General features: G+C 39.6%; 22 protein-coding genes and 7 tRNA genes. 19 read left to right on the top strand and 10 right to left on the bottom strand.

What is annotated here, in order from left to right; all coding sequences use genetic code 11:
• Window positions 1-33: 33 nt before the first annotated feature.
• The gene (gene radD, locus PX700_RS12145; protein WP_479520836.1) at window positions 34-1785 is read left to right on the top strand and encodes a DNA repair helicase RadD; all 1752 of its coding nucleotides are present in this window, start codon (window positions 34-36) and stop codon (window positions 1783-1785) included.
• A 34-nt stretch (window positions 1786-1819) separates the two neighbouring features.
• On the opposite strand, the gene PX700_RS12140 is transcribed toward radD, so the two are convergent.
• A complete protein-coding gene (locus PX700_RS12140; RefSeq protein ID WP_341594019.1) occupies window positions 1820-2158 on the bottom strand; it encodes a ribonuclease E inhibitor RraB in 339 nt (112 codons plus the stop codon).
• A gap of 217 nt (window positions 2159-2375) precedes the next feature.
• Here PX700_RS12140 and PX700_RS12135 point away from each other — a divergent pair, with 217 nt between their 5' ends.
• The 3 genes from PX700_RS12135 to PX700_RS12125 are packed head-to-tail and all read left to right on the top strand — an operon-like array spanning window position 2376 to window position 8730.
• Window positions 2376-4103 carry an autotransporter assembly complex protein TamA gene (locus PX700_RS12135; protein ID WP_479520835.1) on the top strand — a complete coding sequence of 576 codons (1728 nt, stop codon included), beginning with the start codon at window positions 2376-2378 and terminating at the stop codon, window positions 4101-4103.
• Window positions 4103-7786, top strand: coding sequence for an autotransporter assembly complex protein TamB (tamB, locus tag PX700_RS12130; protein WP_479520834.1), 3684 nt, complete (start codon window positions 4103-4105; stop codon window positions 7784-7786). The genes PX700_RS12135 and tamB overlap by 1 nt, the downstream gene beginning before the upstream one ends.
• A gap of 38 nt (window positions 7787-7824) precedes the next feature.
• Window positions 7825-8730 carry a peptidylprolyl isomerase gene (locus PX700_RS12125; protein ID WP_479520833.1) on the top strand — a complete coding sequence of 302 codons (906 nt, stop codon included), beginning with the start codon at window positions 7825-7827 and terminating at the stop codon, window positions 8728-8730.
• Window positions 8731-8938: 208 nt separating this feature from the next.
• On the opposite strand, the gene queF is transcribed toward PX700_RS12125, so the two are convergent.
• Window positions 8939-9784, bottom strand: coding sequence for an NADPH-dependent 7-cyano-7-deazaguanine reductase QueF (gene queF, locus PX700_RS12120; protein WP_479520832.1), 846 nt, complete (start codon window positions 9782-9784; stop codon window positions 8939-8941).
• A gap of 59 nt (window positions 9785-9843) precedes the next feature.
• Between queF and syd the strand changes: the two genes are divergently transcribed.
• Complete coding sequence (gene syd, locus PX700_RS12115) at window positions 9844-10383, top strand: SecY-interacting protein (protein ID WP_415638270.1); 540 nt, start codon at window positions 9844-9846, stop codon at window positions 10381-10383.
• A gap of 63 nt (window positions 10384-10446) precedes the next feature.
• On the opposite strand, the gene PX700_RS12110 is transcribed toward syd, so the two are convergent.
• From PX700_RS12110 to PX700_RS12100, 3 genes are all read right to left on the bottom strand, one after another.
• Window positions 10447-11220: a Zn-ribbon-containing protein gene (locus PX700_RS12110; RefSeq protein ID WP_024599765.1), complete on the bottom strand. Its 774-nt coding sequence runs from the start codon at window positions 11218-11220 to the stop codon at window positions 10447-10449.
• 13 nt (window positions 11221-11233) lie between these two features.
• Window positions 11234-11500, bottom strand: a complete 267-nt coding sequence (locus PX700_RS12105; protein ID WP_165728585.1) for a hypothetical protein — start codon at window positions 11498-11500, stop codon at window positions 11234-11236.
• 96 nt (window positions 11501-11596) lie between these two features.
• Window positions 11597-11833, bottom strand: coding sequence for a DUF2789 domain-containing protein (locus tag PX700_RS12100; RefSeq protein WP_479520831.1), 237 nt, complete (start codon window positions 11831-11833; stop codon window positions 11597-11599).
• 141 nt (window positions 11834-11974) lie between these two features.
• Here PX700_RS12100 and PX700_RS12095 point away from each other — a divergent pair, with 141 nt between their 5' ends.
• A complete protein-coding gene (locus tag PX700_RS12095; protein WP_479520830.1) occupies window positions 11975-12628 on the top strand; it encodes a GNAT family N-acetyltransferase in 654 nt (217 codons plus the stop codon).
• 739 nt (window positions 12629-13367) lie between these two features.
• On the opposite strand, the gene PX700_RS12090 is transcribed toward PX700_RS12095, so the two are convergent.
• Both PX700_RS12090 and PX700_RS12085 read right to left on the bottom strand, forming a co-directional pair.
• Window positions 13368-13667, bottom strand: coding sequence for a DUF3301 domain-containing protein (locus tag PX700_RS12090; protein WP_166420279.1), 300 nt, complete (start codon window positions 13665-13667; stop codon window positions 13368-13370).
• Window positions 13668-14696 (bottom strand): DUF3549 family protein, encoded by a 1029-nt coding sequence (locus PX700_RS12085; protein ID WP_479520829.1) that lies wholly within the window; start codon window positions 14694-14696, stop codon window positions 13668-13670. It abuts the gene before it with no gap.
• Window positions 14697-14800: 104 nt separating this feature from the next.
• On the opposite strand from PX700_RS12085, the gene PX700_RS12080 reads away from it, so the two are divergent.
• Genes PX700_RS12080 through PX700_RS12070 form a run of 3 tightly spaced genes read left to right on the top strand, consistent with a single transcriptional unit; the run spans window position 14801 to window position 16327 of the window.
• Window positions 14801-15121: a YqcC family protein gene (locus PX700_RS12080; protein ID WP_479520828.1), complete on the top strand. Its 321-nt coding sequence runs from the start codon at window positions 14801-14803 to the stop codon at window positions 15119-15121.
• Window positions 15114-15878: a tRNA pseudouridine(65) synthase TruC gene (truC, locus tag PX700_RS12075; RefSeq protein ID WP_415638274.1), complete on the top strand. Its 765-nt coding sequence runs from the start codon at window positions 15114-15116 to the stop codon at window positions 15876-15878. The genes PX700_RS12080 and truC overlap by 8 nt, the downstream gene beginning before the upstream one ends.
• A complete protein-coding gene (locus PX700_RS12070) occupies window positions 15878-16327 on the top strand; it encodes a flavodoxin (protein WP_197176773.1) in 450 nt (149 codons plus the stop codon). Before truC ends, PX700_RS12070 begins: the two co-directional genes overlap by 1 nt.
• Window positions 16328-16403: 76 nt before the next feature.
• Here the strand turns inward: PX700_RS12070 and PX700_RS12065 are convergent, their stop codons facing one another.
• Together PX700_RS12065 and gloB are read right to left on the bottom strand one after the other, a co-directional pair.
• The gene (locus PX700_RS12065) at window positions 16404-17984 is read right to left on the bottom strand and encodes a LysM peptidoglycan-binding domain-containing protein (RefSeq protein ID WP_479520827.1); all 1581 of its coding nucleotides are present in this window, start codon (window positions 17982-17984) and stop codon (window positions 16404-16406) included.
• A 144-nt stretch (window positions 17985-18128) separates the two neighbouring features.
• Window positions 18129-18902, bottom strand: a complete 774-nt coding sequence (gloB, locus tag PX700_RS12060; protein WP_479520826.1) for a hydroxyacylglutathione hydrolase — start codon at window positions 18900-18902, stop codon at window positions 18129-18131.
• A gap of 53 nt (window positions 18903-18955) precedes the next feature.
• Between gloB and PX700_RS12055 the strand changes: the two genes are divergently transcribed.
• Window positions 18956-19729 (top strand): class I SAM-dependent methyltransferase, encoded by a 774-nt coding sequence (locus tag PX700_RS12055; protein ID WP_024593678.1) that lies wholly within the window; start codon window positions 18956-18958, stop codon window positions 19727-19729.
• Here PX700_RS12055 and rnhA read toward each other — a convergent pair.
• A complete protein-coding gene (gene rnhA, locus PX700_RS12050; RefSeq protein ID WP_165728592.1) occupies window positions 19726-20190 on the bottom strand; it encodes a ribonuclease HI in 465 nt (154 codons plus the stop codon). The two genes, PX700_RS12055 and rnhA, sit on opposite strands and share 4 nt — an antisense overlap.
• Window positions 20191-20258: 68 nt before the next feature.
• Between rnhA and dnaQ the strand changes: the two genes are divergently transcribed.
• The 9 genes from dnaQ to PX700_RS12005 all read left to right on the top strand — a co-directional run bounded on the left by dnaQ (window position 20259) and on the right by PX700_RS12005 (window position 23215).
• Entirely contained in the window at window positions 20259-20972 is a 714-nt protein-coding gene (dnaQ, locus tag PX700_RS12045; protein ID WP_479520825.1) for a DNA polymerase III subunit epsilon, read from the top strand.
• Window positions 20973-20981: 9 nt separating this feature from the next.
• A complete protein-coding gene (locus PX700_RS12040) occupies window positions 20982-22352 on the top strand; it encodes a TIGR03503 family protein (RefSeq protein ID WP_479520824.1) in 1371 nt (456 codons plus the stop codon).
• A gap of 97 nt (window positions 22353-22449) precedes the next feature.
• A tRNA-Asp gene (locus PX700_RS12035) sits at window positions 22450-22526 on the top strand.
• Between the two features lie 27 nt (window positions 22527-22553).
• Window positions 22554-22630, top strand: a tRNA-Asp gene (locus PX700_RS12030).
• A gap of 41 nt (window positions 22631-22671) precedes the next feature.
• Window positions 22672-22748: transfer RNA gene (locus tag PX700_RS12025), tRNA-Asp, on the top strand.
• 30 nt (window positions 22749-22778) lie between these two features.
• Window positions 22779-22855: transfer RNA gene (locus tag PX700_RS12020), tRNA-Asp, on the top strand.
• 38 nt (window positions 22856-22893) lie between these two features.
• Window positions 22894-22970, top strand: a tRNA-Asp gene (locus PX700_RS12015).
• A 37-nt stretch (window positions 22971-23007) separates the two neighbouring features.
• Window positions 23008-23084 (top strand) — tRNA-Asp (locus tag PX700_RS12010).
• Window positions 23085-23138: 54 nt separating this feature from the next.
• A tRNA-Asp gene (locus tag PX700_RS12005) sits at window positions 23139-23215 on the top strand.
• The last annotated feature ends 119 nt before the right edge of the window (window positions 23216-23334 follow it).

Below are 23334 nucleotides of genomic sequence, written 5' to 3'. Positions count from 1 at the left end.
AAAATCTCCTCATTCAAATCCAATTATTTTCCCATGAGCTATAAACTAAGACCTTACCAGCAAGAAGCCGTAGAACGAACCGTTTTACACTTTAGAAAGAGTAATGATCCTGCCGTTATTGTGCTACCAACTGGTGCAGGTAAAAGCCTTGTTATTGCTGAACTTGCCCGTATAGCTAAGCAAAAAATATTAGTGCTTGCGCACGTTAAAGAGTTGGTAGAGCAAAATTCGCAAAAATATAAAAGTTTTGGTTTAGAGGCGAGTATATTTTCAGCTGGCTTAAAAGAAAAATCATTAAACCATCAAGTAACCTTTGCCAGTGTGCAATCACTTTCTCGTAATTTAAATAAATTAAATGAGCATTATTCGTTACTTATTATTGACGAATGCCACAGAGTAAACGGAGATAAAAAAAGCCAATACGGTAAAGTAATAAACAGTTTAAAAGAGTATAACCCTCATTTAAAAGTATTGGGTTTAACCGCAACACCTTATCGATTGGGAATGGGGTGGATATACCATCACCATTATCATGGCTTTGTTAAAGGGACAAAAGAAAGCCCGTTTAAAAGTTGTATTTTTGAATTGCCGCTCAGGTATATGATTAAACATAATTACTTAACGCCGCCAAACGAAGTTGATGCAGCGATTAGCCATTATGATTTTTCGTCCTTAGATAGTAATGCATTTGGGCAATATACGACTGATGACATGAATGCGCTTTTAAAAAACAGTGAGCGCGCAACGAAAGCTATATTACAGCAAGTAATTCAATACAGTGAGCAGCGTGAAGGTGTTATGGTTTTTGCCGCCACGGTATTGCATGCTCAGGAAATATTAAGCTATTTGCCAGCTCATCAAAGTGCGCTTATAACAGGTGATACGCCAAACACTGAGCGCGATAAAATCATTAAACAATTTAAAGCTAAGCAATTAAAGTATTTAGTTAATATTTCGGTATTAACTACAGGGTTTGATGCACCGCATGTCGACTTTATTGCTATTTTAAGGCCTACAGAATCAGTTAGTTTGTATCAGCAAATTGTGGGGCGAGGCCTCAGGTTATCTGAATTAAAAACGGATTGCTTGGTAATGGATTATGCTGGTAACGGTTTTAATTTATTTCATCCTGAGGTGGGCGATAAAAAAGGCGATAGTGATAATGAACCTGTGCAGGTACTTTGTCCTGGGTGTGGTTTTGCGAATATATTTTGGGGTAAAACTGATTCCGCAGGAAAAGTAATAGAGCACTTTGGCAGGCGCTGTAAAGGGCTGTTAGAAGATGATGATGGCCATAACGAGCAGTGCGATTATCGTTTTAGATTTAAAGAATGTGAGCAGTGCGGTGCCCAAAACGATATTGCTGCACGACAATGCCATGATTGCGGCGCGGTAATGGCCGACCCAGATGATAAACTGCGTAATGCGTTAAACCTAAAAGACGCACTCGTATTACGTTGTAGTGGTTTATCGGTAACTCAACTTAAAGATGATTTAATTAAAATAACGTATTTTGATGAAGATGGCGCAAGTTGCGATGAGGTATATAATCTTGCCAGTAGTGGTGGGCAGTTTATATTTAATAAACAATTTGGTAAACGCGTGAGTCATGGGCAAGCACCGATAGACTTTAAAACGGCAGAGCAGGTAATAAAAGCACAATTTGAATTAGTGCCACCAGATTTTGTTATTGCACGAAAAAGCAAAAAATATGGTTGGAAAGTGGCTGATAAGCTATTTGACTATAAAGGTAACTTTAGAAAGGCAAATCAGTTAAGCCGCTAAGCTTAACTGACAGGATATTTTAAACGAAAGATAATTAAGCTTCTTCTTCACCGTCCATTAATCCCCAGCCGTCGCCGTAGCCATTAAAGCTATTAGCAATGCTTTCAATGTATTGCTCTGCTTGGCCTAGAAGGGTGTGCTCTGGCACCATTTGTACTTGAGTGATCACTTCCCAAACGCCAGTGTCTTTACATTTTTCAAGCTCGGCATTTTGAACTAATGCATCAGATACTATTTCTTTAGCAAATTTTTCAGCATCGGCTTGTTGTTCAAATAAAATAAAAAAATCGACTTGGTGCATTTTATTTAAATCAATGCCAGCAGCGGCTATTTCGGCTAAAAGTTGGCCGTTATCATCATCAGGGAATTGCATTAAAAACTCATTTAAAATTAATTTTGTATTCGTAGGCACTATTGTAACTAAAATATTGTCTTAACGCGTACTAATTTTAATTATATCAACCTTTATAGAATACATAACTTATCATCTTAGATTGCCATTAAGTTAATGTGTTGCTCATTATGGCTATGCTAATATGCTTTTAATTCGTCAATTGTATATTTAAGATATTAAAAGTAAGGATATTTACTTGTTTATTAAGTTTTTACGTTGCATGTGTATTGTAAGCGCTTTAATTGCGACAAATAGCTATGCGGCAGAAAAAGTCATAGAAGATTACGAAATTGAAGGGTTAAGTGGCGATTTAGAAAATAACGTCGCACTTTACCTTAAGCAATTAATTGGTGAAAAACCCACTCGTACACTTCGCCGTTATGCTCAAAAACAAGTACAAAATAGCATCAAAGCGCTTGGCTATTATAGCCCGACCGTCGAGGTTATTTATGATAAAGACGACAGCGAGCTAATTGTTAAAGTTGAACGGGGGCCTGCAACTCGCATAGAAGCAATTAATATTACGCTAAACGGTGATGGTCAAAGCGATACTCAATTACAGGCATTGATTAAAAGCAATCACTTAAAGCAAGGTGATGTTTTAAATCATGGTCAATATGACTCTGCTCATAAAAAAATAGAATCTATGCTACTAGAGCTAGGTTATTTTGATGCTAAGTGGCCGGCGCGCAAATTAGAAGTGTCGCTTAAAAAAAATAGTGCTGTTATTACTTTCATAATTGATACTGGGGTTAGGTATCAGTTTGGCGATATACACATTGCCAGTAGTACACCCGCTGAAAAATACATACGCTCCATAGCACCTTTCTCGCAGGGGCAACCTTATAAATCAACGTATATTGCTGACTATAACCTGGATTTATCAAGTACCCCTTATTTTGCGAGTGTGCGTGTTTATGCTGACATTGCAGCGCGCAAAAATAGCCAAGTACCGATTAAAGTTGAAGTATTACCCAAGCCAGCTAACAGCTATGAAATTGGCGGAGGTTTTAGTACAGACTTAGGTCCTAAAGTGCGTTTTAAATGGAGTAAGCCGTGGATCACAGAAGACGGCCATTACCTCGAAACTAATTTAAATGTGGCACAAAAGCAGCAAGATATTTCCATGGCTTATACAATCCCGGTTGATGATCCTAATGATGATTTATGGCGATTCTCTGTCGGTTATAAATTAGAAGATGAGCTCACAAACGACACTTACAGTGAAATATTAACAGGGCAAATTCAGCGCCAATGGTTAACCGAAAATAAATGGGTGCGTACTGCATTTTTACGCCGCGACCGAGAAACCTACCGTATTGGTGATGAGCCAGAAGAAAGTACCGAAATGTTAATGCCTGGCATTAGCTACGCGCGCAAAAAATCAAAAGGTGGCACGACTCCCTATTGGGGAGAGCAGTGGCTTATATCTGCTGAGTTTGGCTTAGATGATGTGCTTTCGAGTACTAATCTGATTAGAGTGCAAATGCAACATGCATGGCTACGCACTTATTTTGACCGCCACTTGGTGTTTTTAAAAGCGAATGTGGGAGCAATGCTTGTTGATGATATTAATAACGTGCCATTTTCACTTCGGTTTTACGCAGGTGGTGACCAAAGTGTTCGTGGTTTTGCGTACCAATCAATATCGCCCGAGAACGACGACGGCGAGCTAATAGGTGGTAAGTATTTACTATCGGGCACGATGGAATATAACTACCAGTTTGCTAAAAACTGGCGAGCAGCTTTATTTGTTGATGGTGGTACTGCGACTAATGACTTTTCTGATGATTTTGAAGTAGGCGCTGGTTTTGGTTTTCGTTATTTAACACCCGTTGGCCCAGTGCGCATAGACCACGCTTGGGGATTAACAAAAGAAAGTAAAAGCACACGTTTAAGTATTACCATAGGGCCAGAAATTTAATGTCAGTATTAAAAAAGATAACAGCCGCCGTAAGTGCTATTTTTGTCACGTTAGTTGTTGCACTATTTTGTTTGTTATTTACCGCACCCGGTAATCAATTTATTGCTTATGGTGCAAACAAAGCGGTAGATGGACTACATATTGAAATTAAAGATGGCCGCTTTATTTATAATGACGCCTTTAATGTGCGCTTTACTAACAATGGGTTGGATTTTAATGCACAACAATTGAAAATTGATTTGTTTTGGTGGCAGTGCGATGGAATTTGTATAGATAACTTAAGTGCTAAATCTATAAATTTAACATTACCAAAAACTGTAGAGTCACAAGAAGAAGCCGCGGCAGAGCCGCTTGAAAAAATCAGCTTACCTTTTAATATTGCTGTAAAAAACATTGCGATAAATAAATTTACTTTAGAGCATCCAAGTGCAAACGTAAGTGTGGATAACTTTAAACTCTCAGCAAAAGCAGAGGGTTCAAAGCTGACGGTTAAAAGCCTGAATATTCCCAGTATACTTGTTGCCTTAAAAGAGCAAGATGCGAAAACACAAACGGCGCAAAATACTCAAGCGCCTTTAACGCACCTACCAGCATTGCCTAATATAGAATTTACTTCGCCACTTGATTTAGTTGTTGAAGACTTTGAAATAGCTAACATTACGATTGAGCAAAACGAAGCCCAGCATGTTATTGAAAACATCTCGCTGCAATTAAGTGTGGAAGGTGCGGTTATTAATTTAGAGTCATTCTCAGCAAAGTATGATCAGTGGCAGCTTAATACGCATCTTAACGCTGAGCTTGCAGGGAACTTGCCCGTGAAAGGGAATGTTGTTTTACAAAGTGATGAGCACCAAGCCAATTTGCAGTTGAATGGCGACTTATCAAACCTAAACCTAAATTTAGAAACGCAGGGGCAATATCCGCTCAATTTAACTGCAACTGCAAATTTAAAGCAAAAAAACTACCCATTTGAGCTAAATGGCAAAATTAATCAGTGGCTTATTGATGCGCAAAGTAATGAGCTGAAGGTTAAAAATGTTAGCCTTAACGCTAAAGGTAATGCCGACGACTATCAGCTTACACTGCTGGCAAATAGTCAATTAGGCGCGTACCCAGCTGTTGATTTAAATACCCAATTAAAAGGCAGTCTTACCAAAGCAACTTTACAAGCGCTAAGCATTAAAGCGAACGAAAGCAGTGCAACTATAAAAGCCGATGTTGATTGGCAAAAAGGCATACAGGCTAACTTTAATGGGACGCTTGCTAATTTAAAAGCGCAGTATTTAACTGACGCTGTTACCAGTGATATTTCAGGGCAGTTTGAAGGCTCGTTTAATGCAGCAGCTGATGCGTGGCAGCTACAAATGAATAATACAAAGCTAGACGGGCTGCTTAACGATGTACCACTAGAATTTGCCTCAAACTTTAAGCTCGATAATACGTTAAAAGCGAACATTGATAGCTTTTATTTAAGTAGTGGCACCAACAAGTTAGCGCTAAGTGGGCAAGTTGACGACATTTGGCAGGTTGATGGCAAAGTAACGCTAAAAAATGATGAAAAAGCTAATATACCATTTACTGCAGATGGCTTTGCAGATTTAAAAGTGAGAGGCGAGCGATTAACGCCTTCAGTTGATTTAGCGTTAATACTAGAACGCTTTATTTTTGATGAAATAAACATTAATAAGCTTATTGTAAAAGGGCAGTTAGACACCGCTGCCGATTGGCAAACCGATGTATCGGTAAGTGTTGGTTCGGCGCTGGTGGCCGAACAGCAAATTAATAGCGTTAAAATTGATATTAGCGGCGACAAAACAGATCATCAACTTACGGCATCAGTAGATGCAGAACAAGGCAGTGTAGAGCTTGAAGTGAGTGGCAAAATTAATGATACCACTTGGAATGGCGAGCTTAGTAATGTAACGCTCGGCGATAAAAAGCTAAGCTTTAGCAACACTAAAAATATCGCCATTATGTTTAACACTCAAACTAGCGACTTTAATGTAAGCGCGCATTGTTGGGCATCTGAGCAAAGTGAATTATGTATAGACACGCTAGCTCAAACAAAAGAACTTGGTCAGCTAAATGCTAAACTAAGCAAATTAGCACTTGAGGAGCTTAAACATTTTTTACCTCGTAGCATTAGTACTCGCGGTAATATAGCTGGCGATGTAGCACTTAATTGGCAAAGCGGTGCGCTTAAATCATTACGCGCAAATATCGATGCTAGCGACTTAGAAACAGTGCTAACCTCGGAAGAAGATCGTTTTAAATTGCCAATCGAAACTCTAACTATTAGTGCGTTTTCGGATTCTCAAATTGGCAAGCTTGAAGCTAATTTAGAATCAAGTGTATTAGGCAAAATTAATACACAAATTAATATCGATGATATACAAGATACGCAAGCGCTTAATGGCACCATTAATATCGATAAAATACTCCTTTCAGACTTACAACCTTTTCTTGAAACCCTTGAGCAGTTAAAAGGTGATATTAGCGGGAAAGTGGCGTTAGCTGGTACGTTAAAAGACCCTTTATTAAATGGCGAGCTTAATGTTAGCGATATTAGTTTAGAGGGCGAGCAATTACCTATAGCGCTACAAAAATCAAATATAAACGTATTGTTTGATAAAACAACAGCCACAATAAAAGGCAACTTAATCGACAACCAGGGCGGTAAAATAAATCTCACCGGTGATGTTGATTGGCAAGGTGAGCAACCTGCTGTAAATGTTGCGGTAGTTGGCGAGCAGTTTTTTGTACGCGCACAACAAGGCGTTACTTTTAAAGTATCACCAGACTTAAAAATAGGCTTGGCTAATAATGCACTCAAGCTTGCTGGTGAGGTAGTTGTGCCTTACGGTCGTATAATGATTGAAGAGCTTCCTGAGGGCGCAGTGCAAGTTAGCGATGATGAAATTATTGTTGATCAAAAAACAGAGGCCACAGAAACAGTCCCGTTTGATTACGACATAGATTTAAAAGTGATTGTTAAAAACGATGTAAAAGTAGAATCGTTTGGCTTGGAATCAAAGGTTGCAGGTGATTTAGCGATAAAAATGAGTCAGGGCGCGCCAATTATAGCCACAGGTGAGCTTAACTTAATTGAAGGTACTTACTTAGCCTTTGGGCAAGACTTGGTGATCAGCACCGGGCAAGTTGGTTTTAGCGGTTCAATTGAACAACCATTTTTAAATATTAAAGCTATACGTAACCCCGATACGACTGCAAATGGTGTCATTGCAGGGGTTACGCTTACGGGTAATGTTGAACAACCAACGCTCAAAATATTTTCTGAGCCTGCGATGGACCAAGCACAAGCACTTGCATATTTACTTAATGGCCAACCTTTGGGTGATGGAGAAAGTTCGTCAAGCGATGCTATGCTCACGCAGTTACTGCTTTCTCAAGGGGTTAGCCGCAGCGAAGGGGTTGTTTCTAAGGTAGGTGAAACCTTTGGGTTGTCAGATGTAAGTTTAAGCTCATCAGGTAGTGGTGATAGCACCAAAGTAGAAATATCAGGTTACGTAGCACCCAGCTTACAAGTTAAATATAGCGTGGGTGTATTTGATTCGCTCAGTGAAGTGGCTGTGCGTTATCAGGTACTTTCACAGTTATACATAGAGATAACGAGCGGGCTATACCAAAATGTTGATGTGCTATATAAGTTTGATTGGGAATAACCAAGACCAAAACTATAATAATTATAAGGATATAAGCGATGAAAAAAATTATATTGCCAGCTCTGCTTAGTGTTTTATTAAGCGGGTGTGCTCAGCAACTCAGCAATGATGTTACTAATCAAGAGTTACCTTTATTGAGCGCTAGTGAAGTGATTGCCAGTGCAACAGATAATGATTGGCGAGTAGTGAACGCTCAAAATATTTTAAAGATAACGTTGCCAACGGGTAATGCCTATATTGAGCTTAATGAACTGCTTGCTCCAAAGCACGTTCAAAACATTAAAAAGTTAGCGCGAGAAGGGTTTTATAAAAATACTGGCATTTATCGGTTTGTTGAAGGTTTTGTAGCTCAAGGCGGCGACAGCTCGGGTAAAAAGTTAATTAAAACGGCAGATAAAACAGTTCCAGCTGAGTTTTATTTAACAACAAACAAACCCCTTTTTATTACTGAGTTAAATGGTGACGGATATGCGCCAGTTACCGGCTTTTTAAACGGCTTTGCAGTAGCTCAAAACTCAGCACATACGCAGACATGGCAAGTGCATTGTAGTGGCGTGTTTGCAATGGCGCGCGATAACGATATAAATAGTGCGAGCACGGAGTTTTTTGTAACGATAGGGCAGGGCCCGCGCTACCTTGATAAAAACATTACGGTGTTTGGTCGAGTGTTAGAGGGTATAGAGCATTTTAACCGTTTAGCGCGTACGCCAACTGAAGGTAAGGCATTTAACCCAATTACCAATATACAGGTCCTTGGCGATGTACAAAGCGATAGAAGTATATTTAAAGTGATGAAAACAAATTCACCGGTGTTTAAAAACTTAATCAATGCTCGTAAAAACCGTGTTGAACCATGGTTTGTTAAAGCACATAACTACGTTGATGTGTGTGGTATGCCCATACCCACTAAGCGCGAAGTTATACCAATTCCAATAAATAGCTGATCTATTTTACTTGTTAAAACAACCCATTTCTTTGTTGTAAATTTCGCAAAGGGAACAACCATTTACATCAATTTACGCCTAGAACTGAATTGTTTTTTCGGCGTAAAATTTAAATCACATACTTAATGGAATTGGTATTAATTAAATATACAAATAGAAAAGGAGCCTAGGCTCCTTTTTCAATACTCATATACAAGTTTAAAATAACCTACTGACGATTAATTTTAACTGCAAATGGCGTATCGTTATAATGAGTAGAGCGATACGGGTTTATATCAAGCCCACCGCGACGAGTATAACGCGCGTAAACCTCTAACTCTTTAATATTAAGTTGCGTTGTTAAATCGCTATAAATACGCTCAACACATTGCTCATGAAATTCGTTATGCGTTCTGAACGAAATTAAATAACGCAGTAACGACTCGCGACATATTTGCTCGCCAGTGTACCGTATAATTACACTTGCCCAGTCAGGCTGGGAGGTAATTAAACAGTTTGATTTAAGTAAATGGCTATAGAGCGTTTCAGTCATTACTTCATCGCTTTTTGCTTTAAGTGAATTAGCATCAATATCGTAATTATTAATCTCAATATCTAAATCATCAATACATTCGCCTGGCAGCGGTGTACACGGTAAGCAATTATAATCATCAGGATTATATAAAGTCACTTTGACAGGGCTGTTAACCGCGTTTGATAAATCATCAATTAGATGCTGCTTTACTACATCAATGCTTTCAAATCGGGTTTGGTTAAAACTATTTAAATAAAGTTTAAACGACTTTGACTCAATAATATGGCTGCTTTGGCATTCAAAGGTAAATAAGGCCACGGCAACTTGCGGCTTACCTTTAGTATTTAGCCATGAAAGCTCGTAACCTGTCCAAATGTCTTGGCCTTTAAATGGCAGCTCTGCTTCGTCAATATTTAAAGCATCACGATTTAGTTTGCGCGCAATAGGGAAAAGCAAGCTTGGCGTGTACACATCTACATACTCAGTAGATTGGCCTAATACGCTACCTTTAAGGTCTGGAGAATTGCTGTAATCTGTCATGTTTGCTCTTAAATAGTTACAATAGGGACATTATATCTAATTTAAATGAGTTTCACAGTATGTCTGTTGCATTGCTTATAGAACAACTTCATCAAAAATTTAGCGAAAAGACCCTTAAAAATACCGCAAAGTACCCACTTATAGCGCACGATGAGCAATGGCCAAGCCCATCAGAAGTTGGCGAGGTTGACGAGCAAGGAAACATTCAATGGCAGGGGGCGCATCAGCAACCAGCAGGCTCACTGAGTGATTTAGCCAATGCACTTGAGCTTGAATTTCCAAAAGAGCTTAGCGAGTTATATGGGCATATGTACGGTGGAAGTATTTTAGCTGTGATTGATGGGCATCAAGTTGAATTACTACAGGCGTGGAATAGTGACGACTTTGACATGCTGCAGCAAAATATAACGGGTCACGTTTTAATGAAACGCAAGCTCAAGCAGCCAGAAACGGTATTTATTGGGTTAACAGATCAAGATGATTTACTAGTAAGTGTATTGGTGCACTCTGGAGAAGTGTGTTTAGAGCACGTAGGCAAAAACACACACCATGTACTTGCTCCCAATATTAATGCTTTTTTAAAGGCATTAGAGGTTTAAAACGTATTTAATAAATCAGCTTAGCGTTATCACTAAGCTGATTTTAAGCACTTATTAAAGTAGTTACTGAAAATCCCACGATATATTAGACACTAAGCCACATGGCTCACATCTAAAGTCGAATAACCCAAACCACGATTCAGGTAATTTCCAATCGCCATTGCAGCTAGGGCATTTTCGCTCAAGCTCAGACGCTTTATCTACGCCGCCCACACGGTATAAGTAATAGTAAGTTGGTTTTTTGGTTAAAAAACTAATTCGCTTTGTTATGTCTTTTCCGCGTCTATATAAATCGCTTTTAATACTCGATATTTCTTCAAGTGCCGGAAACTCACAACGGGTTGCGCCGTTAATTTGAATTTGATCGCAGGCTTGCCAATCTTCTTGCCATTTAATCAGTGTTTTGTAGTCACCATTAGCAATTGCCGGAATACGAAATAGCGGCACAGGCAAAAAGTCATCACCACAATAAAGCGGGCTACACGTATGCACATAGGTTGTGTATAAAATATAACTCGATGGCTCTTTACAGCAATCAGCCCCGTTGGAATGTATATCTTGTCCAATCACTTTTACTTTTGGCGCAAGTAATCCAGCACTATGTAACTTTTCGATACTGTGCTTAACAAACGGGCTGTTATTTAGCGGGTGCATTGCATCTTCGGTCGGGCACATAACACGGGTAATAAAAAAGCCATCTTTTAAAACGGTTGGAAATTCTTCACCCATTATTTGACCATTAAAACGCAGTGCATTTACTAAGCGGTTTATTGCCTGTTCGGCTTGTTCTAAGGTGGTGTCTTGGTAGCAATCAAAAGTTAAATCAACAACGAACATTTATAGTCTCAAATTATTTTTGTTCTAGCAGCGCAAGAAGTTTATCGAGCTTTTGCTCAATCCTATCTAATTGACTCGTTTTAAGCTCAGTATTATCTGACTGCTGTGGGTTTCTCATGAAGTTATTAATTGAATCAGGATTATTTTTATATTGGCTTACTGCTGCAATAATCATCGGCATAGGAACCGGTTGTGCCAAACGGCTTTTAGTTAGTGCTACAGTAGGGGTTTTGCCTTCATCAAGAAGGACTTTAATTGCATCAAATACAACTGAATTCATTAGATATATAACTCTTTAATAAAATAACTGCGCAGCATATAAATGCTGCGCAGATGCTATGTTAGCAATAAATAAGGGAGGGTACATTAAATAAAGTTACTTACTTTGACGAAGGCGTACATCTAATTCGTCAATTACTTCACTCCAATCACCATCCTGTGCAAGCGATTCAGCTAAAAAGTGCTGTTGCGCTTCATCCCAAAAAGGGGCTTCTTGGAGTAGTGTTGTGTCTTCTAATTCATGTGAGGCAATGAATGCATCTATTTGTTCATCAGAATTAGGTAATCCAAGTTGTGCAAATAGTGTATTGATGTCGTGTTTAGTCGTATCCATGATATTGCTCCTTAAATGATTAAAAGCCCATACTAGAGATTAACTCTACTCCTAGCTAGTTAAACTCTCGCTGAATTTACGGTTAATAATTTTAGGTATATAGTTAACCCAGTCTATAGCCAAAATAATCAAGGAAATACAATGAGTGTAACCACGCCTGCTGATACGTTCAGCGTACAGTATTTAGCCGCAGAAGATATTAGCACTGCAGCGAGCCTAATTTATCAGGCTTATCATGACGATCCTGTATTACAAAAAATGCTTAGCTACAATGACGAAAATAAATCAGTTTACGAAAAAAAATTACGATCATTAATTCGCGAAGAACTTAGTAGCTTTTGGCAAGAAAAACAGCCATTAATTGGTTTATACCGTAACGATAAATTAAAAGCAGTAGCCTGTGTATTTGAATCTAATAGTCAGCTTCAAGCGCAGCGTTATTGGCACTGGCGTTTAAAATTGATGCTGAGTGCGGGCTACTTACAAACGAATCAGTTAATAGACAAAGAACAAACAATTAGAGATGCCCTTAAAGAGAAAGGCAATTACTACTTTTTAGCTTTTATTGCCGTAGATCCGCATTTTCATGGACAAGGGTTTGGTCGTTACTTATTAAGGGGGCTTAATGATTTAGTTAAATGTAATGCGGAGTCAACGGGGATGGCTGTATTTGTAACGCGAAAAGAACACACTGAGTTTTTTAAAACTGAAAAGTTTGAGTCATTTAAACACCTTACTTTTAATCAAGTAGAGGGCGAGTTACTGTTTAAATCAATAATTGAGCCAACTATTTAAAATTATGCTGTAAGCCAATGCGCCCAAACGGACATAAGACCGTGAGATATATCTTACATTGCCGTGAGCATTGTCAGTTAAAGGCTACTGATAAGTAGCCTTTTTAAGTTTAAGTTATTGTTATTTATTGTTTATTTTTGAATTTCATTTTTGTGACGTTTATTTATTTAATGTTAAGTCCTATTACTCCCCCCCAATTGCTTTAAACTTCACTTTGTCAAGACGACATAGCTCAATGATTGAGTTACTGCCAAGGATATGGAATAGGCAACATAGCAGACGCTAGCAGGAAGCATAAAGGACAAGTAAAAAAGGATACAAGGAAGAATAAGGAAGTGCATGAAGCACTTAGTAGCTAGGAGTTACTTTAGGATAATCACGGATGACGCTACAGGAAGTAGCAGGAGCGTTAGTTTACGTAGGACGGCCAAGATGGCAAGTGGACATTGCAGGATGCAAAAGTGGCAGGAGCTACTTAAAAGGATTACCAGGGATGATGCTACGGTATGTAGCCAAACGATAGATTTCGTGGGTTTGCCAAGGTGGCCATGGATATTGCAGGATGCAATGTGAGGGTAAACAAGGTTGTTTACTCGTTCAGGGGATGATAATACGGATTTAAGATAATGGATATCTAGCAGGATGCAGTCCAATTGGGGCGTAACTTTAGTTACGCCTTAGTTTTTTGTATTGAATTAATTTTTACTAAATCAAAACAAACTCCCTTAAGGTATAAGCTTTATATTTTATGCGGCGGAACAACCACACTTTTCAAAAACTCATTTTCCATAATTAACACACCTTGATAAGCATTTTCACCATCGCTTGAAAACTCAAATATAAATTCGCTTTTGATGCCTGGCTTGCCGCTCTTTAAAAAACCAAAGCGGCGTTTAGCACATGCAACGCTCATCAACTGCACCTGTAACTGCTCACTTTGGCGTTTAGCATGTACATTCGCCGCTTCAGCAACCTTTCGATTAAGCCAAAATAAGTAAATTACACTACCAATAAGTATGAACGTCCATAAACTTGCCATTTAAGAGAATAACCTTCCAATTGCACGCGCGAGGGTTTCGCTACGATTTTCTTTACGTAATAAGCCTAATAAATGCGGGCGAATAGTCGGTATTGCAACTAAGTCAGCAAAAATACTTGGAAACAACTCATCAATTTTTTGATGGTGCGCGCAATTATCCATAAATACATGTAAGCGTTCAGGGTTTTCTAATTGCTTAAAACACCGCCCAGCTATTGTTAATAATACATCAGAATCTTGTCCCAATGGTGAGCTTAATACAGTATCAACTAATTGAGCGCATAGTCCTTGAGCTTGACCTTTTGATGCAGATCTTAGTGCTGCTGTTATAGCCACTGTGTCGTTGTTACTAATTGCAGCCTGCGTGTAATCAACAAGTAATTCACTCATTGATGTTGGTATTTCAACGTGTTCAAGCATAGCGCTGAGTGGTTGCAGTACTTCAATGGGTAAATGCGCCCATGCTTTTTGCAGATTACTTAAGTTTGTATCGTTGTCTAAGCGTAGTGCAAAATCGGCAATACCCTGTAGTGCAACACTTTGCCAATTATCAAAACCAATTTTACCGCTAAAGTAAAGCTGAGCATGCTCGTAATACTGTGATGCGGGTTGTTTTAGTAGTACTTTTACTTGAGCGTTAAATGTCGCTAATTTATTTGCGTTTGGCGTAAAAACATAGGGATTATTATCAAGCTTGCCATCGGCTTGCTCACCTGTGATTTCAGTACCTAGCGCTTGAATAATCATATCAGCAAAATGATCGCGACTTGCACTTACTAGTATACTTTGTTCATCAAGCGGAAACTTTAAAAACCATACATAAGGTTCTTTACTGGCCTTAGTATCCCAAAATTGAATAGCCAGCCAAGCATGCCCTGCAAGTGGGTAAGGGTAAGGCACTTGAGCTTGCTCAATAGCTAAAAATTGTTTTTTATCAAGCTTTGTTATGTGCCTGCCAATATCAAAAGCACGCCACTGAGTACCCGCACCATCTAAAAGCTGACCTAATGTAGCTATGTGTTCGCTCATTGTTTTCTCAACTGTTTTTACTGCAAAATTACGTCAATTATACGTCATAGCCGCTTATGAGGGAACAGGGTATAATTGCATTACATATATAAAAGAGGGTGGTTATGTACCAGCAAACCCAAACTTATTTAGTGCAGCTAACGGCACTTTTACAAAAACACGCGCTTTGGCAAAATGAGCCAGTAGACGCTGAAGCACTGCTTTCAAGCACACCTTTTTGTCACGACACAATGGCGTTTGAGCAATGGTTACAATTTGTATTTATTGAAAAAATACAGCAGTTAATAACGAATAAGCAACCATTGCCACGTAACTTTGCTATTGCGCCTATGGCGCAAATGACGCTTGTTAACAAAGCAGGAAGTGCTGAAATTATTGAATTACTAACAGCCCTTGATACCTTTTTAGGAGAACCAAATGAGTGAGCGCCCAGCGCCTATTGAATATGGCGAGCTGACTATTTTGTATCAAGATGAAAACTATGTGGCTATAAATAAGCCTTCAGGTTTATTAGTGCATCGCTCGTTTTTAGATAAACACGAAACCCAGTTTGCTATGCAAATGTTGCGCGACCAACTAGGCCAGCATGTATTTCCAGTGCATAGGCTCGATAGACCTACGTCGGGCGTATTGCTGTTTGCACTGAGCTCAGAGGCCGCTCGCGATATGAACCAGCTATTTATTGAAGGCACCATCGCTAAGCGCTATTTGGCCTTAGTGCGTGGTTTTGCGCCAGAGTCAGTGTTTTTAGATAAACCGCTTAAAGAAGAGCTTGATAAAATAGCAGATAAATTTGCAGATCAAGATAAAGCACCGCAAGAAGCGCAAACACAGTTTAATTGCCTGCACCAAGCTGCATTACCTATTCCTATAGGTAAGTACCCAACAGTGCGTTACTCGTTAGTTGAGTGCTTTCCAAAAACGGGGCGCAAGCATCAAATTCGCAGGCATTTAAAGCACTTATCACTGCCTATTATTGGTGATGTAAATCACGGTGATAACCAGCACAATCAATTTTTTAGAGATCATTTTGAACTAAGACGCTTAATGTTATTTGCAACAGAGCTTAGTTTTGTGCACCCTTATAGTAATGAATCAATAACAATTAAAGCGCCACTAGGTGAAGACATGCTTAAAATATGTAAGCAGCTAGGTTGGCCAGAGCAAGAAAAGGATTATTAATGGCACATATTAGTATTTTTGTAGGCAGCGTTAATGGCGGTGCAGAGCGTTTAAGCGATGAAGTTGCAAGCACAATTGAGCAAGCGGGTCATACTGCAACAGTAATTACTGAAGCATCGCTTGATGATATAAAAAATGCATCGCATATTTTAATCGTTACCTCCACAACAGGCCAAGGTGATGTACCAAGCAATTTGGCTGGATTGTACTTTGCTATGAACAGCACTTTCCCAATGCTTACAGATAAACCATTTGGTGTAATTGCAATGGGTGACAGATGTTACGGCGATACTTTTTGTGGCGCAGGACGTAGCTTTGACGAGTTACTACGCGATTTACAAGCAAAGCCTGTGGGCAACCGCCTAGAAATAGATGCATGTGAAGATTTTGAACCATGGCCAGTAACCGAGCCTTGGTTAAAAGTATGGCTAGAAAAACTACCTGCTTAATCCTTAACTTTAAGGTATTAAAAAAGGAGCGCATGCGCTCCTTTTTGCTTTTTTACTTTTAATATAGCTTTATAAATTAACTACTTCTAACATCTACTTTAAGCTTTAGCTTTTGACCAGGTTGTAAGTATTTTTGACCTGCTAAATTATTCCACTTAATAATTTCGTTAACGCTCAGATTAAACTTAGACGCAATACGTGCTAGTGAATCACCTCGGCGTACTTTATACGTAATAGTACGGTTGGTACTTGCCGTCACTTGTGGTTTATTGGCCGACTTATAAACCGTTAGTTTTTGATTTAGGCGCAGTACAGAGTTTTTCTTTAGTTTATTCCATTTAGCTAACTCATCCATAGTTACGTCATATTCGCGGCTAATGTCCCATAACGTGTCGCCACTTTTAACTGTGTGCGAAAGCTTTGTGCGAGTTGCTTTATTAGCAGCTAAACGCATCTGCTTTGGTAAATGTTCACTATTTATAGCGCCATCAGTAAGGGGGACTAATAGTTCTTGGCCTACTTTAATCGTATTTGATTTGAGTTTATTAAGCGATCGGATTGCACTTGAGCTAGTTGTAAACTTTTTGGCAATTACTGATAAGCTGTCGCCTCGAGCCACAATATAACGTTGCCAGCGTAATCTGTTTTTAACATCGGTGTTTGCTAGTTTTTGGCTAAATTGCTCTGCTTTATCAACAGGCAATAATAAAGAGTGTGGTCCATTAGGATCAGTTGCCCAGCGGTTAAAACCAGGGTTTAATCTGTATAGCTCAGTAAGCGTCATATCAGCCATATCAGCAGCAAGTGCTAAATCTATTTGAGAGCCTACATCAACCACTTCAACCACTTGTGCATTAATTACTGGTTGCCAAGTAACGTTAAAATCATCTGAGCGTTTTAATAAATCGGCTAGCGCTAATAACTTTGGTACGTAGGCTGTTGTTTCACTTGGTAAATCAAGAGACCAAAAATCGGTAGGTAAATGCTTTTTACGATTATTTTTAATCGCGCGCATTAAACGCCCTTCACCTGAGTTGTAAGCCGCAATTGCATTTAGCCAATCGCCGTCAAGTGTTTTATGTAAATACGACAAGTAATCAAGTGCTGCACGAGTCGACTGCACTATGTCGCGACGACCGTCGTACCACCAGTTTTGTTTTAAATCGAATCGCTCACCGGTTGCAGGCATAAACTGCCAAATCCCCGATGCGCTGCGATTAGAATAACCAAATGGGTCAAATGCACTTTCTACAATAGGGAGTAGGGCAATTTCTATTGGCATTTCGCGTTTTTCTACTTCTTCAACAATAAAGTGTAAGTAAGGTTCTGCACGTTTAGAAATGCGATCTAAGTAACTTTGGTGGCGAGCGTAATAATTACGCTCGGTAACAACAGGGCGGTTTTGTGGTATTTCGATAGAAAGTTGGTAGCGAATTCGCTCCCATACATCATCAAATACAGGGGCTTCTTGCTCGTCAGGGTCAACTTGTTGATATTTTGCGTTTACCATCAATGCATTGTTAATGTCGTTTGGACTTGCGCCTTCGAGTTGTTGATTTGCTTGCGAGGCGACTTGAGAATCTGAGTCTAGAGTTGTCACAGTTTGACAACCACTTAGCGTTAACGCCAAGGCTACTAATAGGGAAGATTTATTCATAAATACCAATACATCGGGTAAAAAACTCGGCGAATACTACCTGTTATGAGTTAACATTGCCACTTAATGACTTTTTTAAACGCAAGGATAGAATCATCACTTTAATTTAAGTTAATGATTCTAATTGATTTTTAAACCTATGTCTTAAAAATTGTCTTTGAACTGTCTCAGACTAGCAAAGTTTCCCCAAGGTTCATTGTTTTTTGTAACCGAGATAAATCTCTCCGGAACAAGTTCTGTAATGGTTGGCAAGTCGCTACGCATAAATGGATTTATTTTTAGCTCTTGTCCAATAGAGGTAGGTAATGAGATTTGATCATTACTGCGTAATTCATCTACTTTTTTACTGTACGCGAGTAACTCAGGGTTACGTGGTTCAACTGCTTTTGCAAAAGCAAGGTTAGCTTGTGTGTATTCGTGAGTGCAATACACACTACAGCTTGTAGGAAGCTCTCTTAGTTTATTAAACGATTTCCACATTTGCTCCGGTGTGCCTTCAAATAAGCGCCCACACCCACCGCTAAACAATGTATCGCCTGTAAAAGCAAGTTCATCATTTGTATAACAAATATGATCAAGCGTGTGCCCAGGAGTTGCTAAAATAGTAAAGTTAACATTAAGTACGTTAATGCTCTGACCATCAGTAAGTGAATGAGTGATACCTTTAAATGGGCTATTAGCAGGGCCATAAACCGATATATTTGGATAAGCGTCAACTAATGCAGCTACGCCATCGGTATGATCGTAGTGATGATGCGTAATTAAAATACCACCGAGCGTTAGGTTATGCTCAGCTAAATGCGCTAATACGTTCTGTGCTTGGCCAGGATCGACTACCCATGCTTGGTTACTGTTATCGGTAGTTAAACACCAAATGTAATTATCAGAAAAGGCTTTAATTGCTTTGACTTGCACCATGGTAAATTGCTCTATAAAGTGACAGTTAACACATAGTATAACGAGCTCAAAAAATGAAACCAGCCCTTAGTTTTCAAGAAGGACCCAAACCACTGTCGTGGCAGCAGTTTCCTCATGGGGATTATTTGCGTACAGACATCGAACGAAAGATGGAGCAATGGCTGCCGCGTATGTTTGGCTATCATATGCTTAAATTGGGTAATTTAAGTGGCGAATTAAACACAAGTATAAGTACGATTAAACATCAAGTGTGTGTTGCAGAGCCTGGGCCTTATACAGGCGTAGTGGCTGACATAGACGAATTGCCATTTTACGAGCACAGTATTGATGCCTGCATACTAAGCCACTGTTTAGAGTATCACTCAGACCCACACCATATTTTACGCGAAGCGCATCGCACGCTTATTCCGGGTGGTTATATAGTAGTGACTGGCTTTAATCCGTTTAGTTTGTGCGGACTTGCACAAATGTTGCCTTTTAGTGGTCAGAAATTACCGTGGACAGGGCGCTTTTTTACACCCGCACGAGTTAAAGACTGGCTAAATTTATTGGGTTTTGAAATTGTAAGTGATGAACGTTTTATTTATTCATCATTAGCAAGAGGTAATAGGCTATCAAGGTTTGAGTTTTGGCGTACCTTTGCTAAGCAGTATTTAAAACCGATGGGCAGTGTTTATATGCTGGTGGCACGAAAAAGGGTTGCACCACTTACGCCAATAAAACCTAAGTGGCATGCAAGGCCGCAGTTTGCACCAGTAAAAGGGGCAGGGCTTAGACAAACCTCTAAGCAGCATTACAAAACGTGCGACCAAGAAAATAATCGTTAAGGCTGATAGCCTACATCTTCTAGTAAATCTTTACTGCCAGCGGCATCGCGTGCTAAATCGTCAACTATTTCGTTGTACTTATGGCCGCTATGCCCTTTAACCCATTTCCAGGTCACCTTGTGCTCGCTACAGGCTTTATCTAGGCGTTTCCATAAATCGACGTTTTTAACCGGCTTTTTAGCTGATGTTAACCAGCCACGTTTTTTCCAGTTAGTGATCCACGATTCAATACCTTGCTTAACATATTGGCTGTCGGTTGTTAGGTTTACTTCGCATTCTCGAGTGAGTGATTCTAGGGCTACAATAGCCGCGAGCATTTCCATTCGGTTATTCGTTGTGAGTTTATAACCTTGGCTCATTTCTTTTTCGTGGCCGTTATAAATCATAAAAATACCATAACCGCCGGGGCCTGGATTACCTAAACATGAGCCATCGGTGTAAATCTCTACGGTTTTTTGCACTGTTTTACCTTGATCTTATGTACAATAAAGTGATTATAGAAAGATACCAGAATCAGGCTAAATTCGATATGGCACGTAGACAAATAGTTTTAGATACAGAAACCACCGGCATCGACCCTAAACAAGGGCACCGCATTATAGAAATTGGTTGTGTGGAGTTAGTAAATCGCCGTTTAACAGGCAATAACTTTCACGTTTATATAAACCCACAACGCCCAAGCGAAGAAGAAGCAATAGACGTTCACGGTATCACTAATGAGTTTTTACGTGATAAACCGTTGTTTCATCAAATTGCCCAAGAGTTCTTCGACTATATTGAAGGGGCAGAATTAGTTATTCATAACGCGCCGTTCGATATTGGCCATATGGATAACGAATTTGCGCTACTTAATCAGGGCTTCCCTAAAACAGATACTTTTTGTCAAGTTCTCGACACGCTTAAAATGGCGCGTGACTTGCATCCAGGTCAAAAGAACAATCTTGATGCATTATGTCGTCGTTACGATGTAGATAACGGTAAACGAACGCTTCACGGCGCGCTACTGGATTCTGAAATTTTAGCCGATGTTTACCTTGCCATGACGGGCGGTCAAACAAAGCTGAATTTGAATCAAAACAAAGATGACGGCAGCGAGCAACAGAAAGGCGGTATAAAGCGTTTAAATAGTGATAGAGCCCAATTAGTTGTTCTGCGAGCAAGCGACGCTGAGCAAAGCGCACACGAAGCACGGTTAGATCTTGTAAACAAAGAAGGCGGCCAATGTATATGGCGCGCTGAATAAGGCGATTTAATGAAAACGATGTATTTTGTAATAGCGTTATGTGCAGCTAGTTTATTTACTGGCAATGCATATGGCGTAAAACAAGTAGAAGTGCTCAAACGGGATGGACATCAAAATGAGATCCCTTTACTTGATAATCGTTTTCGTATAGATAGCGACATTGATGAAATAACGCTGCTCTTCTTTAGAAAACCAGGAGCGTCATCTGTTATTTTAGTTAGACCGGATGGAAGTAAGTACTTCACTAGGGATGCTGCTTATAACCCAAATATTGAATGGTTTGATGAACTCAATTACGATTTAATAACCATTAAAAAGCCTACACCTGGTCCTTGGCAAGTAATAGGCAGTATTTTACCCGACAGCAGAATAGTTGTATTAGGAGAAATCTCTCTTGCTGCAGAACCTCTTCCACCTATGTTGTTTAAAGGAGAGACAATAAAAATCACCGGGAAAATACTCAATGATGGAGAACCAATCGACGAAAACTTATTTAGAGACGTTGTAAAGCTCAATGTAGATTTTGTGAGTACTAATAACGATAGTTTTGAGAATTTTGGTGCAGGAGGTCAAAAAGTTGCTGAATTTATAGATGACGGACGCGGATTTGACGAGCACCCGAAGGATGGCGTTTTTACAGGTGAGTTCACATTGGATTTCCCTGCTGGTGAATGGGCTTCTAGGCTTTATATTTCTACACCATTATTAAAGCGTAGAGTAGTTCAAGATAAAGTATTGGTACATGAACCTCCTTTTAGCTATGCAATTACTCTAGCGGATGAAAATGTTAGTGATCATCATTTAATTATTAATATAGACGATGAGATAGTAAAATCTGAAACAGTCATTATTCAGGGTAAAATTTACTATCCAAATAATGAAGAACAAATGTTTACAATTAATGCGTTAGCGGATGCATCCCGCCAACTTGAGATTAAAAATTATGGCTGGGGTAGATATAGTATCGAATTATCTGTTTTTGGCACTAATGTTAATGGTCGTGAATTTATGGCAACGCTACCCACGTACAGATTTGAGGTTGCACATTCGATTGAGGTTTTACCTGAAATAGCTTCTGCTACAGTTATTACGCCAGATAAAATGATTGAGAGTGAACCTGTTGAAGAAAAAATGGCCACATCTACAATTATTAGTTTAATTGCAGGCTGTAATACGCTCATTTTATTACTAGGTTGGTTAGCAATTCGTATTTTTGTGCAGAAAAAACCGATTAAATTTAAAGTGAAGCTACCTTTTTTAAAGAAAAAGAAAACAAGTGAGGCTGATGTTGCCGACACAGAAAAAAATCAAGTCGGTAAAAATGGCTCAAAAAATGACAGATCAGGTGAAATTTTAAACCTTTCGATGACAGATGACTAAAAAACCTATAAAAAAACAAAAAAGCCCTTGACGAAATAGGGGTTGGTTCGTATTATTCACGCCGCTGTCAGGGAGACCTAAACAGCAACGAAAATATGGAGTGGTAGTTCAGTTGGTTAGAATACCGGCCTGTCACGCCGGGGGTCGCGGGTTCGAGTCCCGTCCACTCCGCCATTTTCGTAAAACTTGTAAGTAAAAGCTGGAGTGGTAGTTCAGTTGGTTAGAATACCGGCCTGTCACGCCGGGGGTCGCGGGTTCGAGTCCCGTCCACTCCGCCAACACTTACACAACGTATGGTTGTAAAACATATTCTTATTATGGAGTGGTAGTTCAGTTGGTTAGAATACCGGCCTGTCACGCCGGGGGTCGCGGGTTCGAGTCCCGTCCACTCCGCCAATAAGAAAAATAACAGTTTAAATACGCGCTGGAGTGGTAGTTCAGTTGGTTAGAATACCGGCCTGTCACGCCGGGGGTCGCGGGTTCGAGTCCCGTCCACTCCGCCAACTATTTAAACAATGTTATATTACAAAATTTGTATGCTGGAGTGGTAGTTCAGTTGGTTAGAATACCGGCCTGTCACGCCGGGGGTCGCGGGTTCGAGTCCCGTCCACTCCGCCAACAAATTAAGTAATAACAAGTATAATGATATCTCTGCGGAGTGGTAGTTCAGTTGGTTAGAATACCGGCCTGTCACGCCGGGGGTCGCGGGTTCGAGTCCCGTCCACTCCGCCATTTGATATCATGATTAAAATTAGTAAGTGCATTACCCCATGCACATACCACTGCGGAGTGGTAGTTCAGTTGGTTAGAATACCGGCCTGTCACGCCGGGGGTCGCGGGTTCGAGTCCCGTCCACTCCGCCACTTGTTATTTCCTCAATAACAAGTTTATAAAAATCCTTGATTAAATAATTCAATAAAACATTCTTTGGCTATCAGCTATCAGCTATCAGCTATCAGCTATCAGCTATCAGCTATCAGCT

This window comes from Pseudoalteromonas sp. TP27 (assembly GCF_056470645.1).
Note: the sequence above shows the minus strand (reverse complement) of the source record. Positions and strands in the feature narration are given on the sequence as shown.